The sequence below is a fragment of the Ideonella lacteola genome (genome assembly GCF_038066555.1).
Taxonomy (GTDB): Bacteria; Pseudomonadota; Gammaproteobacteria; order Burkholderiales; family Burkholderiaceae_C; genus Ideonella; species Ideonella lacteola.
This window is the reverse complement of sequence record NZ_JBBUTG010000006.1, coordinates 298726-311531: the sequence shown is the minus strand read 5'-3', so window position 1 is coordinate 311531 and position 12806 is coordinate 298726. Positions and strand designations below refer to the sequence as shown.

13 protein-coding genes are annotated in these 12806 nt (G+C 66.0%); 1 reads left to right on the top strand and 12 read right to left on the bottom strand.

The annotated features are described in order from the left end of the window. The 12 genes from AACH06_RS13360 to AACH06_RS13305 form a co-directional block, all read right to left on the bottom strand. A partial coding sequence (locus AACH06_RS13360; protein ID WP_341426194.1) for a transposase occupies nucleotides 1-414 on the bottom strand: 414 nt, incomplete at its 3' end. A gap of 101 nt (nucleotides 415-515) precedes the next feature. Next, nucleotides 516-1259, bottom strand: a complete 744-nt coding sequence (locus AACH06_RS13355; protein ID WP_341426193.1) for an SGNH/GDSL hydrolase family protein — start codon at nucleotides 1257-1259, stop codon at nucleotides 516-518. Nucleotides 1260-1271: 12 nt separating this feature from the next. Next, a complete protein-coding gene (locus tag AACH06_RS13350) occupies nucleotides 1272-2036 on the bottom strand; it encodes an enoyl-CoA hydratase (RefSeq protein WP_341426191.1) in 765 nt (254 codons plus the stop codon). A gap of 132 nt (nucleotides 2037-2168) precedes the next feature. Next, the gene (locus AACH06_RS13345) at nucleotides 2169-2675 is read right to left on the bottom strand and encodes a hypothetical protein (protein WP_341426190.1); all 507 of its coding nucleotides are present in this window, start codon (nucleotides 2673-2675) and stop codon (nucleotides 2169-2171) included. Further along, nucleotides 2675-3646 carry a hypothetical protein gene (locus AACH06_RS13340; protein ID WP_341426189.1) on the bottom strand — a complete coding sequence of 324 codons (972 nt, stop codon included), beginning with the start codon at nucleotides 3644-3646 and terminating at the stop codon, nucleotides 2675-2677. Before AACH06_RS13340 ends, AACH06_RS13345 begins: the two co-directional genes overlap by 1 nt. Nucleotides 3647-3818: 172 nt before the next feature. Next, nucleotides 3819-4691, bottom strand: a complete 873-nt coding sequence (locus AACH06_RS13335) for an alpha/beta hydrolase family protein (RefSeq protein ID WP_341426188.1) — start codon at nucleotides 4689-4691, stop codon at nucleotides 3819-3821. Nucleotides 4692-4738: 47 nt separating this feature from the next. Then, the gene (locus tag AACH06_RS13330; protein ID WP_341426187.1) at nucleotides 4739-5269 is read right to left on the bottom strand and encodes a DUF1569 domain-containing protein; all 531 of its coding nucleotides are present in this window, start codon (nucleotides 5267-5269) and stop codon (nucleotides 4739-4741) included. A gap of 2 nt (nucleotides 5270-5271) precedes the next feature. Then, nucleotides 5272-6471, bottom strand: a complete 1200-nt coding sequence (locus tag AACH06_RS13325) for an acetyl-CoA C-acyltransferase (RefSeq protein ID WP_341426186.1) — start codon at nucleotides 6469-6471, stop codon at nucleotides 5272-5274. Between the two features lie 14 nt (nucleotides 6472-6485). Then, the gene (locus tag AACH06_RS13320; RefSeq protein WP_341426185.1) at nucleotides 6486-8867 is read right to left on the bottom strand and encodes a 3-hydroxyacyl-CoA dehydrogenase/enoyl-CoA hydratase family protein; all 2382 of its coding nucleotides are present in this window, start codon (nucleotides 8865-8867) and stop codon (nucleotides 6486-6488) included. Nucleotides 8868-8887: 20 nt separating this feature from the next. Next, nucleotides 8888-9349 (bottom strand): DUF2147 domain-containing protein, encoded by a 462-nt coding sequence (locus AACH06_RS13315; RefSeq protein ID WP_341426184.1) that lies wholly within the window; start codon nucleotides 9347-9349, stop codon nucleotides 8888-8890. Nucleotides 9350-9375: 26 nt separating this feature from the next. After that, nucleotides 9376-11172 (bottom strand): acyl-CoA dehydrogenase C-terminal domain-containing protein, encoded by a 1797-nt coding sequence (locus AACH06_RS13310; protein WP_341426182.1) that lies wholly within the window; start codon nucleotides 11170-11172, stop codon nucleotides 9376-9378. A 28-nt stretch (nucleotides 11173-11200) separates the two neighbouring features. Continuing rightward, a complete protein-coding gene (locus AACH06_RS13305; protein ID WP_341426181.1) occupies nucleotides 11201-11908 on the bottom strand; it encodes a TetR/AcrR family transcriptional regulator in 708 nt (235 codons plus the stop codon). A gap of 279 nt (nucleotides 11909-12187) precedes the next feature. On the opposite strand from AACH06_RS13305, the gene AACH06_RS13300 reads away from it, so the two are divergent. Then, entirely contained in the window at nucleotides 12188-12745 is a 558-nt protein-coding gene (locus AACH06_RS13300) for an HNH endonuclease (protein ID WP_341426180.1), read from the top strand. The last annotated feature ends 61 nt before the right edge of the window (nucleotides 12746-12806 follow it).

Below are 12806 nucleotides of genomic sequence, written 5' to 3'. Positions count from 1 at the left end.
GGCAATGAACTGATCGAGCAGCACCCCATGCAAGGCCGCCGCGTGTTCGCTGGTGGCCGATGTCTCCAGCCGGCTCAGCGTGGGCGCCGAGGCCAGTTCCTCGGCGCGGCCCACGGCCGTTTGCAGCGCCAGGTCCCGGCGCAGCGTGTTGTGGTCCGACACGTCTTCCCAGCCGCAGCACAGCCCGTACACGCGCTGTGCCAGCAGGCTGTGAATGCTGTGGCGCACGCTCGCGGCGCGGCGACCATCAGCAAACACCCTGGCCGCCGATCGAGTCAGGCCGATGCGCTCGTCGGCCTGGCGCAGCAGCATCACGCCGCCGTCGCTGACGATGTCCCCACCGTCAAAGCCCGCCTGCACCAGCCGGCGCCCCACCTTGCCGATCAGCATCGGCGCATCCGTACGCTTTGGCATTGGCAGTCCTCTTTTCAACAGGCGTCGTTATTGGCGTCAGATACCTCTAACAACGCCTTCGGAATCAGGGCTGCCGACCGCTCACTCGCGAAATATCCAGGCTAGGGCGGGTTCACACTATGCAGCCCCGCAGAGAGCTGATCTGCCAGCGCTTCCGCCCAGCGCCGGTAGCCGATCGGGCCCGGATGGAAGCCATCCTCCGCCACCCAGCCGGAAGGCAGGACGCCCGGTGGCGTCGGCGGCAGCGCCGCCAGGCGCCGATCAGCCCGACCTTCGAGGTGACGGGCCAAGGCGGTGTCCAGGCGCGCGGCTTCTCGTCCCAACACCCAACGCAACGGCTGCGGCAGCAGCGGAAACCGGCCCATCGGCGGCAAGGCGGTGTGCCAGGTGGTGAGAACGCCAGCGCGCTCAACTGCACAGGCGTGCAGGTCGTCCAGCGTGGCGAGCCAAGACCGTGCCGGTGTCATCGCCACCGCATCGTTGACGCCCAGCACCGCCACCATGACATCGGCCGTTGCCAAGCGCTTTGCGCCCCGCAGCGCCTCCAGCGCGTCGGCCGCGCGGTGGCCGGTGGTGGCGATCAGTTGCCATGCCACCGGGCCACCCAGCCGTTGCGCCAGGGCCTGGGCCAGCGGCGCGGCAAGCGCTTCTCGCTGGTGGCCCACACCCACGCCGGCTGCCGACGAATCACCTACCACCAACAGCCGCAGGCGAGGCTGGTCACGACCGCCAGCGGTGCCGCGCCGCGGCCCGCGCGCCTCGGGCAGGCGCAGCGCGCTGCGACGCACCCGCACGCCTTGCCACACCAGCAGCGGGGCGAGCGCCACCTTGGCCGGCAGGCTCATGGTTCGGCTCGGTCAGGAGAATTGGCTGAAGTCGGGCTGGCGCTTCTGGAAGAAGGCCTGGAAGGCCTCCATCGCCTCAGGGCTGCGCAGCCGCTGTGCGAACAGCTCGGCCTCGACCGCCATCGTCTTCATCAGTTGATCGCGCTGAGGGCCGCGCATCAGGCGCTTGCTGTCACGCACGGCACCCGGCGGCAGCGCATTGAAGCGCTCGGCCACGCGGCGCGCGTGAGGCACCACTTCGGCAGCGGGCAGCACGGCATTGGCGATGCCGCACTCGACCGCCTGCTCGCCGGTGAAGGGGTCGCCCAGCAGCAGCTTTTCGGCGGCACGCCGTTGCCCCATCAGTTCGGGCACCACCAGGCTGGACGCGAACTCCGGCACCAAACCGAGGCCGACGAAGGGCATGGCCAGGCGCGATTCGTCGCTCACATAGACAAAGTCGCAATGCAGCAGCAGCGTGGTGCCAATGCCGATGGCCGCGCCGGTGACGGCCGCCACCACCGGCTTGTCGCAGCCCAGCAGGGCCTGCATGAAACGGAAGACCGGCGAATCCATGCTCTGCGGCGGGCGCTGCATGAAGTCCTCGATGTCATTGCCCGACGTGAAGATGCCCGGCTGCCCGGTGATCAGCACCGCGCGCACCGCGGGGTCGTCCTGCGCGGCCACGATGGCGTCGGCCATCGCCTGGTACATCGCCTGCGTGAGGGCGTTCTTCTTCTCGGGGCGGGCGATTTCGATGGTAGCCACGCCATTGAGCGTGGCAGTCTTGATCGACATGGCGTCTCCTGGTTGGATGCGGCCATGGAAAAGGGCCGCAGGAAGTGCCGTCGATTCTGACAGCCCCACTTGCGGCCCTGGCGGTTGCGGCCTGGAGTCAGCACTCCAAAGCCGTCCCGGGTCTACCCCCGATCAGCGTTTCCCATTCGGCGCTGCAGGTGCTGCCGGAGCAGCCCCTGGAATCGGGCTGGCGTAGCGCGTGATCAATTCGTAGGCATCGGCCCCCTTGCGGCGCCAGACATCCACGATGAACAGATCGCGCTCCTTCAGCTTCATGCGGAAGCTGGCGATCGCCAGCTCGCCGCGGTCGTGCACGGCGAGCTCGGTCACCAGGGCTTGCCCGGGCGCCTTGAGCTCGTTGGCCTGCATCCACTCGTCGCGAGGCACCGGCACCGCCGGACTGGCGGCGTTGCGCTGCTCGAAGTCGGCCGCGACCAGGCGATCCAGGTTGCCCTTGTCGCCCGCGCGCACCGCATCGATCAGGTCGTACTCGTGATCATTGAAGATCTTGACGAAGCGGGTCATCGTCACGACCCGCTGACGCGGCGGCGGATCTCCGGCCGGCTCGGCGGCCCCAGCCGCCGAGCTCAACAGCAAAGCACCGGCCACGGCCAGCGCCCAGCAGTCGACACGCATCATCAGGGATATTGCATGGCGCACTTGCCGCCATTCGCGTTGACCCAGTTCTGCTGGATCAGGAACTTACGCGGGCCCCATTGCACGTTGTACTTCGAGCCGTTGGGGGCCGTCTGTTGCGTGCCGAAGGTCCAGGCGCACTTGTCGGCGTTTTCCATGCCGGTCGAGGTCTGCCACCAGGCGTTCAGATCCGGGTCGGTGGCGGCTTCTTCAATCTCGTGCATGATCACGCTGGCCATGCCGTCGACACCCGGGTTGTCGTTCGGGCTGCTGGCCGATTGCGCGGCGCAAGAGCCGATGCAGCGTGCAGCGTCACCCACGAACGAGTACTTGATGTCCACGCCAGAAATCGAAGCGTGCGTGTGCCAGCCGCAGTACTGCGTGCAGAAGCCCGAGGTGGCGTTCACGTCCTTCGTGGTCAGCACCAGGTAGATGCCGTTCTTGTCAGACGGGAGCTTGCCGCCGGTGATGGCGTCCTGAACCAGTTGCTTGATCTGCGCGTCCGACAGGGCCGAGCCCAGCGACTTGCCAGCGTCGTCGATCTGGGTCTTGAGGTTGACCTTGTTCTTGACGTTCTTGGTGGTGTCGTTGTTCTGGTAGTACGTGGTGTTGATGTTGTAGTAAGGCGTACCGGTGATGTTCTTCAACATGTCGGTGATGATCGCCTTGCCGGTCGGGCTTTGCGTGGCCCAGTCACCGTACCAGATGATGTAGATGTTCTGGCCACCCTTGGCCTTCATCACCGGACCACCGTGGTAGTCAATGCCATTGGCCAGAGCAGACTCGACCTGGGGCACGAATTGGCCAGCCTTGGCGGGAACGCCATAGCCCTTGCCGGTGGGAACCATTTGCACGCCTTGAGCCGCTTCCGAGGCCGAAGAGGCCTGGTCGCGCGTAGCGGCGGCGTGCGCGGTGGCGGCCATGCCCAGAGCGAGGGCGGCGGCGAGCCACAGGGTCGAGGGACGTGATTGCATGTTTGCAGTCTCCTGAGGAACATAAAAGCCGGCACTGGCGAATCGCTTGGTGCCGAACGGGCCCCGCCTGCTTGGGCCGGGCTCGTAGCCCAGGCCGGCGGCGGGACCCCGATCCTAGGAAGACCACCACGGTCGGTCAAAGCCGAATGATCAACTTCTGTCTTCTACCCCCTTACCCAAGGGGGGAGGGCCTCAACCAACGGTCGATTTCCGCCCACAGCCTGGGTTCACCCTGAGAGCGGAAGAAGCCAAAGTGGCCTACGCGCTTCATGCCCACCTCGGCGGGGGAGATGCGTTTCATCGCCTTGGGCGCCTGCCGGTAGAAGCCGTGGAGCGACTCGATGTTGCGATGAGACATGAACTCATCGTCGGTGAAGCTCAGACCCAGGATGGGGGTGCGCACCGCGGCATAGCGCTCGCGCAGTTCGCTGCCGCCCTCGCCCATCATGTAGTGTGGCGACAGGCACCAGCGCCGCCATTGGGCCATCACCCCGCGGGGCAAATCGCCCACCTTTTTCAGCCGGCGCCCGGGGAAGTACCCGACGAGCGGCAGCGCCAGCGGCACCACCACGTACCACATCCACCACACCATGCGCTTGAGCTGAGGCGCGTTGTCGCGCCAGTAGCCGCTGCCGGACGCCACGGTGACCGCCCGATCCACCAGATCACGGTTGGGCACCAGGCCCAGGATCTGGCCGCCCAGGCTGTGGCCGATCCAATGGACTGGCCGATCGGCAGCCAGCTGGGCCCGCAACCACGCCAGTGCCGCGGCCGCGTCGCGCTCGGCCCAGGTGTGGATGTCGGCCTCGAAACCCTTCAGCGAGCGGGCATGGCTGGCGGGGCGCGAGGCCCCCATGCCTCGATAGTCGAAGGTGAGTACCAGGTAGCCCAGCCGCGCCAGCCACCCTGCGAAATCGGCGTAGTAGCTCTGGGGCACGCCCATGGCGGGCGCCATCAACACGGCTGCCCGCGCTTCGGCGGGCTGACCATACAAGGTGCCGGCCAGCATGAAGCCGTCGGTGGAAGGGAAACGGATGACTTGCATATCGTCTCCTCGATGCCGGCCGGAGAGAGCGAAAGCCTCTGAGGCTCTCAGCCCGGCGAGAACTCGGCCCAGTGGTTGGCCAAGTGCATCAAGTGCGCCCGGGCGTAGGCCGGCTTGTCGAGCGCACCATAGGCGAAGTGGGCCTGCAAGGCGCCGGAATGCCGTTCAAAGCGGTCAAAGGCGGCCAAGAGCCGCTGCACCGCGTCGGGCACCGATGCATCGGCCGCCAGCGCGGGCGCGCCGGGAATGGGCTGATCCAGCGGGTGGTGCATAGCGCCACGCGCATCGAACAGCGCGAACGCCAGGTGGCCCACCGTGGCCTGGAAAAGCGCAGGCTTCGGTTGGGGAAAGCCATCGAGCGAGTACTCGATGCTTTGGGCAGCGTGGTTCAACACTTGCGCGAGATTCCACGCGCCGGTGGTCTGCAACGGCTTCTCGGCCAGTGGCACCACCGCACGGCGTGCATCGTCGAGGGTCTCGAACCGGCGTTGGCCGGTGGCGATGAACACCCCGATGCCAAGCGCGGTGGCGCCTGCCACGACGCCGCCGGCAGTGATCAGACGGCGGCGCGTGGTCATGGTCAGACGGCCTCGAAGATGCCGGCTGCGCCCTGGCCGGTACCGACGCACATGGTCACCATGCCGTACTTCAGCTTGTGGCGGCGCAGGGCATGCACCACCGTGGCAGCGCGGATGGCACCGGTGGCGCCCAGCGGATGGCCCAGCGCAATGGCGCCACCCATCGGGTTGACCACGTCGGGGTTCAGGCCGACCGTGCGGATGACCGCCAGCGCCTGGGCGGCAAACGCTTCGTTCAGCTCGATCCAACCCATGTCGGCGAGCGACAGGCCGGCCGTCTTCAACGCGGCGGGGATGGCCTCGATCGGCCCGATGCCCATGATCTCCGGCGGCACGCCCTTGGAGGCGAAGCTCACGAAACGCGCCAGCGGCTTCAGGTTGAACTGCTTGACCGCTTTTTCGCTGGCCAGGATCAGCGCACCGGCGCCATCGCTGGTCTGCGAGCTGTTGCCGGCGGTGACGCTGCCTTTGGCGGCGAACACCGGCTTGAGCTTGCCCAGGCCTTCGAGCGAGGTGTCGACACGCGGACCTTCGTCGAGGTTGACGGTGCGGGTCTTCAGCGAGATCTCACCGGTTTCCAGGTTCGGGAAGCGGTCGATCACGTCCACAGAGCAGATTTCGTCGGTGAACTCGCCGGCCGCCTGCGCCTTCAAAGCCTTCTGGTGCGAGGCCAGTGCGAACGCGTCCTGGTCTTCACGGCTGACCTTCCATTGCGCTGCCACCTTCTCGGCCGTGAGGCCCATGCCGTAGGCGATGCCGACGTTCTCGTCTTTCAGGAACACGTTCGGATTGAACGAGGGCTTGACCCCGGTCATCGGGATCATGCTCATGCTCTCGGCGCCGCCGGCGATCATCACATCGGCTTCACCGACGCGGATGCGATCGGCCGCCATCTGCACGGCCGACAGGCCGGAGGCGCAGAAGCGGTTGACCGTGATGCCGCCCACGCTGTTGGGCAGACCGGCCAGCAGCATCGCGATCCGGGCCATGTTGGCACCCTGCTCGCCCTCGGGCATCGCGCAGCCGATGATGGCGTCTTCGATGGCCTTCGGGTCGAGCGACGGCACCTGGGCCAGCGCGGCCTGCACGGCGCGCACCAGCAGGTCGTCGGAACGGGTGTTCTTGAAGTAGCCGCGGCCGGACTTGCCGATCGGGGTGCGGCTGGCGGCGACGATGTAGGCGTCTTGCACTTGCTTGGTCATGTTCGTCGCTCCAATCAGTTGCGCACGGGCTTGCCGGTTTGAAGCATGCCCATGATGCGTTCTTGAGTCTTCGGGTGGTCGAGCAGGCTGCAGAAGTGCTTGCGCTCGAGCGTCATCAGGTATTCCTCGGTCACCACCGTGCCGGCTTCGACTTCGCCGCCGCACACCACATCGGCGATCAGGCTCGCGATGTGGAAATCGTGCTGGCTGATGAAGCCGCCGTCACGCATGCCGACCAGGCTGGCCTTGATGGTGGCGATGCCCATGCGGCCGGCGACCGGGATCTGGGCCTTGGCCGGGGCGCGGTAGCCCGCGTCGGCCATGGCCTTGGCTTGGCTGATCGCGACATGCAGCAACTCGTCCTTGTTCGGCACGATCACGTCGCTGTCGAGCAGGTAGCCCAGCTTGCGCGACTCGATCGCGCTGGTGCCCACCTTCGCCATCGCGGCGCCTTCGAAGCCACCCTTGAGGAAGTTCAGCAGGTCCGAGCCCGGGCCGGCCTGCGCGTTCTCGGCCGCACGACGGGCGATGTAGGTCAAGCCGCCGCCGCCCGGCAACAGGCCGACGCCCACTTCGACCAGGCCAACGTACGTTTCCATCGCGGCCACGCGCTTCGCGCAGGCCACCGCGATTTCGCAGCCACCGCCCAGCGCGATGCCCCGCATGGCGGCCACGACCGGCACGTTGGCGTAGCGCACGCGCAGCAGCGCATCCTGCAGTTTCTTGACCTCGGGAGCGATGCCTTTGCTGCCGCTCTTCATGAAGACCGGCATCAGTGCTTCAAGGTTCGCGCCAGCGGAGAACACATCGTCCGGCGACCAGATCACCAGGCCCTGGTACTTCGCTTCGGCGAGCTCGACCGCCTTCAGCAGGCCTTCGGTGACGGCCGGGCTGATGAGGTGCAGCTTGCAGGTGATGGTGGCGATCAGCACCTCGCCATCCAGCGTCCAGACGCGGATGTCGTCGTTGCGGAACACCTCGGTGCCGGCCTTCAGCGGATCGGCCGCACCGGAACCCACGAGGCTCTCGGGGAAGTGCTGGCGCTGGTAGACGGCCAGGTTCGAGCGAGGGATGTACTTGCCTTGCGAGGCGGACCACGAGCCTTCCGGCGTGTGCACGCCCGTGCGCCCATCGAAGACCCAGGCGGGCAGCGGTGCGTTGCACAGGGCCTTGCCGGCCTCGATGTCTTCCTTCACCCAGCCAGCCACTTGCTGCCAGCCGGCTTCTTGCCACAGCTCGAACGGGCCCTGCTTCATGCCGAAGCCCCAGCGCATCGCGAAGTCCACCTCGCGGGCCGAGTCGGCGATGTCGGCCAGGTGCACGGCGACGTAATGGAACGAATCACGCAGAATCGCCCACAGGAACTGCGCCTGCGGGTTGGTCGATTCGCGCAGCAGCTTCAGGCGCTCGGCGGCAGGCTTCTTGAGGATGCGGTCGACGATCGGGTCGCCCTTGGCACCGGCCACCACGTACTCGCCCTGGGCCGGGTCCAGACGCAGGATGTCCTTGCCCACCTTCTTGTAGAAGCCGGCACCGGCCTTCTGTCCCAAAGCGCCCTGTTCGATCAGCTTGGCCAGCACCGGCGGCGTGGCGTAGCTGGGGAAGAACGGGTCGTCCTTCAGGTTGTCCTGCAGCGTCTTGATGACGTGCGCCATGGTGTCCAGGCCCACGACGTCCGCGGTGCGGAAGGTGCCCGAGCTGGCACGGCCCATCTTCTTGCCGGTCAGGTCGTCGACCACGTCGTAGGTCAGGCCGAACTTCTGCGCCTCATGGATGGTGGCCAGCATGCCGGCGATGCCCACGCGGTTGGCGACGAAGTTCGGCGTGTCCTTCGCCCGCACCACGCCCTTGCCCACGGTGGTGGTGACAAAGGTCTCCAGCTGGTCCAGATAGCCAGCTTCGGTGGTGGGGGTCGGGATCAGTTCCACCAGGTACATGTACCGCGGCGGGTTGAAGAAGTGAATGCCGCAAAAGCGCGGCTTGATGCTCTCGGGCAGCGCCTCGCTCAGCTTGGTGATCGACAGGCCCGAGGTGTTCGAGGCGACGATCGCGTGCGGGGCGATGAACGGTGCGATCTTCTGGTACAGGTCGAGCTTCCAGTCCATCCGCTCGGCAATGGCCTCGATGATCAGGTCGCAGTCCTTCAGCAGATCGAGATGCTCTTCATAGTTCGCCGGCTGGATGCGGGCTGCGTCTTCAGGCACGCCCAACGGAGCCGGCTTGAGCTTCTTGAGGTTGTCGATCGCCTTCAAGGAGATGCCGTTCTTCGGGCCCTCTTTGGCGGGCAGATCGAACAGGACGACCGGCACCTTCACGTTGACCAGATGGGCGGCGATCTGCGCACCCATCACGCCGGCGCCCAACACGGCGACCTTGCGGACCTGGAATCGACTCATCTTCTGTGCTCCTTCAGGCGTCATTCGACGCGAATCCATGTTTGCGAGCGGCCCAGCATCGGCATGCCGATGTAGCCGCGCACCTCGAGGGCCTTGCCGTCCTGCGCCGGCTTCAACCGCACTTTGTAGACCTTGCCGTTGGCCGGGTCGAGGATGTCCCCGCCGTTCCACAAGGCTTTGTCATCGGCATCCTGCTTGACGCCGCGGATGATGGTCAGGCCCACCACCGGCTGGTTCTTGCGATCGTCGCTGCAGAGTTCGCAGACGACGTCGGGCTTCTCGTTCGGATCGAGGAGCTTCTCGATCTTTCCGGTCAGCACGCCGCCACTGTCCACGATGCGCACCAGCGACTTCTCTTTCTTCGAACCGTCGTCGATGGTCTTCCACAGGCCCACCGGCGAGGCCGCATCGGCCCACGCCAGCGATCCGGCGGTGGCCAGCGCGGCCGCCAGCAGGGTATGACGAACGATGTGTTTTTGCATGTCTCCTCCGGTCCGTCTGGTGGCGATCAGAACAACGCTTCGTCCATCGCCATCAGCGGCTGCAGGCCAGCGCGGCAGCTGCGGATCAGGCCTGCGGTCTCGGGCAGCAGCTTGGCGAAGTAGAAGCGCGCGGTGATCAGCTTGGCGGTGTAGAAGGGGTCGGTGTTGCCGGCCTTCTGGGCATCCAGCGCCACCTTGGCCATACGGGCGAAGAAGTAGGCGAAGGTGAGGTGACCGACCACGCGCAGGTAGTCCACCGCGGCGGCGCCCACCTCGTCCGGGTTCTGGAAGGCCTTCATGCCGATTTCGGTGGTCAGCTTGGTGACCTTGTCGCCGATATCGCCCAACGGGTTGATGAATTCCTGCATGTCTTCGCGCACGCCTTCGTCCTCGACGAACTCGGCGATCTTCTTGCCGAAGGCCTTGAGCTTCTTGCCGTTGTCCGACAGGATCTTGCGGCCCAGCAGGTCGAGCGACTGCACGGTGTTCGTGCCTTCGTAGATCATGTTGATGCGGGCATCACGCACGAACTGCTCCATGCCCCATTCATGGATGTAGCCGTGGCCGCCGTACACCTGCATGCAGTGCGAGGTGGCGAGCCAGCCGTTGTCGGTCAGGAAGGCCTTGATGATCGGCGTGAGCAGTGCCACTTCGTCGTCGCACTCCTTGCGCACGGCCTCGTCCGGATGGTGCAGCGCCTTGTCCAACTGCACCACGGTGTGGATCGCCAGCGCGCGGCCGCCTTCGGCAAAGGCGCGGGCCGTCAACAGCATCTTGCGCACGTCGGGATGCACGATGATCGGATCGGCCGGCTTGTCCGGTGCCTTCGGGCCCGACAGCGAACGCATCTGGATGCGGTCCTTCGCGTAGGCCACGGCGTTTTGGTAGGCCACCTCGGTCAGCCCGAGCGACTGGTTGCCCACGCCCAGGCGAGCGGCGTTCATCATCACGAACATGGCCATCAGGCCCTTGTTCGGCTCACCCACCAGCGTGCCGACCGCGTCTTCCAGGATCAGCTGGCAGGTGGCGTTGCCGTGGATGCCCATCTTGTGCTCGAGGGCATTGCAGTGGATGCCGTTGCGCGCTCCCAGCGAGCCGTCGGCGTTCACCTTGAACTTGGGCACGATGAACAGCGAGATGCCCTTCGAGCCTTGCGGCGCATCCGGCAGGCGGGCCAGCACCAAGTGGATGATGTTTTCCGCCAGGTCGTGTTCGCCGGCCGAGATGAAGATCTTCTGGCCGGTGATCTTGTAGGTGCCGTCGCCGAGCGGCTCGGCCTTGGTGCGCAGCAGGCCCAGGTCGGTACCGCAGTGCGGCTCGGTCAGGCACATCGTGCCGGTCCACTCGCCGCTGGTCAGCTTGGGCAGGTAGGTCTTCTTTTGCTCTTCGGTTCCATGCGCCTGCAGCGCCTCGTAGGCGCCGTGGCTCAGGCCGGGGTACATCGTCCAGGCCTGGTTGGCGCTGTTGAGCATTTCGTAGAAGCACTGGTTCACCGTGTGCGGCAAACCCTGGCCGCCATAGGCAGGGTCGCAACTCAGCGCAGGCCAGCCACCTTCAACGTACTTGGCATACGCTTCCTTGAAGCCCTTGGGCGCCTTGACGTCGTGGGTGGTCTTGTCGAGCGTGCAGCCTTCGGCATCACCGCTGATGTTCAACGGGAACAGCACTTCGGAGGCGAACTTGCCGCCCTCTTCGAGCACGGCGTTGATGGTGTCTGCGTCCACCTCGGCGTAAGCCGCGATGTCCTTGAACTCGTTGACCACATCGATCACTTCGTGCAGCACGAACTGCATGTCGCGCAGGGGCGGGTTGTACTGGGCCATCGTGAGCTCCTAAAGACGTATGGACGAGTTATCGGCCGGCTTTTGCAACCGGGGCCGCGGGGGAATGCAACGGCGCCAGCGACACCCGTTCGGTGGCGCCTGGCATCGCGTAGTGAGAAACCGTGCGTGCGAAGCCGATCCGGGCGCGCTCGACGGCACCCGGGCTGCGCAGAAAGCGCGCGTCGTGATGCAGGGCAAGGATCAGGCCGTGCACTTCGAAAAGCATCTGGCCAGGGTCGGTATCGGGCATCAGATCGCGCACCTCGACCGCCAGTTCAATCGCCCGGCTGAGCGCACGATGCCACGCCAGCACCATGTCCGCCAGGGCATCGCGCACCGGGCCGGGCCGGTCGTCGAACTCGACCGCACCGCTGATGTAGATGCAGCCGGAGTCGATTTCGACCGCCACGCGCTTGATCCAGTTCTCGAACAACGCCACCAGCCGGGGCAGGCCGCGCGGCTCGCGGATGGCGGGGAAGAACACCTCTTCCTCGAACTTGGCGTGGTACTCGCGGATCACCGAGATCTGCAACTCTTCGCGCGAGCCGAAGTGGGCGAAGACGCCCGACTTGCTCATCCCGGTCACCTCGGCCAGGGCGCCGATCGACAGGCCCTCGAGCCCCATGTTCGAGGCCAGCGCGAGCGCCGCGTCGAGGATGGCCGCACGGGTGGCTTGACCTTTTTGCAGCGAACGGGCGCTGGGGCTGCGGCGGGTTTCGGAAGGCAGTGACGACACGTCGGGACCTGGCGGTGGCCCGGGGAACCGGGCCAGGGAATGAAACGAACGATCGTTCTATTTTGCAGAAATCGCCGAGCTGCGTGCGTGACGGGTTGCGACTTTTTCTAGGGTCGGTGGCCTAGATGCTGCAGCATGGCCCGCCCGAATACGGGTTTTCCCGATGGTCTGCCGCCTTGCGGTGGAGCGTGCCACTGAACCCCGCAGTTGAGACTTGTCACGCAACAGCGCTATGCTGCGAGTTGAACCCGCTCCGGGTGAAGCGAAGGTGCCCCAGTCATGGAGGTCTTGCAGCTTGATGTGTCCGGCCGCCCCCAGGCATGGATGACGGTACGCGAAGCCGCCGTCCTCTATGCCAGCGACAGCATCGCCTGGACGTTGGGTGATGCGTGCCAGGTCTTGCGGGGCGGCGTGCAGCGCGCCACCGGGCTGCAGTCGCGCATCGAGGTGCATCCCATCATTGCCGTGCGCGGCGCGGTCCCCTCACGGGCCTGGCGCCAATCACCGGCGCTGACGAACCCGAAGCTCTTCGTTCGCGACCGCGGCATGTGCGCCTACTGCGGCCACCGCTTTGCTTTCGACGATCTCACCCGCGAGCACATCGTGCCGGTCTCTCGCGGCGGGCAAGACACCTGGATGAATTGCATCACGGCCTGCCGCGGCTGCAATGGCCGCAAAGGCAACCGTCTGCCAGAAGAGGCGCACATGAGCCTGATCTACCTGCCCTATGTGCCCAGCCTGCACGAAGACATGATCCTGCGCGGTCGGCGCATCCTGTCCGACCAGATGGACTTCCTGCTCGCCAGCGTCCCGCGCAACAGCCGCCTGCACGACTGAAGCGCTGCGGGCCGCGGCCGATTCACAGTTCTTTACCCGCCTGGCGAACTTCCGCCGCCCG

Bases quoted from the DNA above. Each gene is read 5' to 3' on its own strand.
- AACH06_RS13355 (WP_341426193.1), bottom strand. From the start codon at position 1,259: ATGAGCCTGCCGGCCAAGGTGGCGCTCGCCCCGCTGCTGGTGTGGCAA.
- AACH06_RS13350 (WP_341426191.1), bottom strand. From the start codon at position 2,036: ATGTCGATCAAGACTGCCACGCTCAATGGCGTGGCTACCATCGAAATC.
- AACH06_RS13345 (WP_341426190.1), bottom strand. From the start codon at position 2,675: ATGATGCGTGTCGACTGCTGGGCGCTGGCCGTGGCCGGTGCTTTGCTG.
- AACH06_RS13340 (WP_341426189.1), bottom strand. From the start codon at position 3,646: ATGCAATCACGTCCCTCGACCCTGTGGCTCGCCGCCGCCCTCGCTCTG.
- AACH06_RS13335 (WP_341426188.1), bottom strand. From the start codon at position 4,691: ATGCAAGTCATCCGTTTCCCTTCCACCGACGGCTTCATGCTGGCCGGC.
- AACH06_RS13330 (WP_341426187.1), bottom strand. From the start codon at position 5,269: ATGACCACGCGCCGCCGTCTGATCACTGCCGGCGGCGTCGTGGCAGGC.
- AACH06_RS13325 (WP_341426186.1), bottom strand. From the start codon at position 6,471: ATGACCAAGCAAGTGCAAGACGCCTACATCGTCGCCGCCAGCCGCACC.
- AACH06_RS13320 (WP_341426185.1), bottom strand. From the start codon at position 8,867: ATGAGTCGATTCCAGGTCCGCAAGGTCGCCGTGTTGGGCGCCGGCGTG.
- AACH06_RS13315 (WP_341426184.1), bottom strand. From the start codon at position 9,349: ATGCAAAAACACATCGTTCGTCATACCCTGCTGGCGGCCGCGCTGGCC.
- AACH06_RS13310 (WP_341426182.1), bottom strand. From the start codon at position 11,172: ATGGCCCAGTACAACCCGCCCCTGCGCGACATGCAGTTCGTGCTGCAC.
- AACH06_RS13300 (WP_341426180.1), top strand. From the start codon at position 12,188: ATGGAGGTCTTGCAGCTTGATGTGTCCGGCCGCCCCCAGGCATGGATG.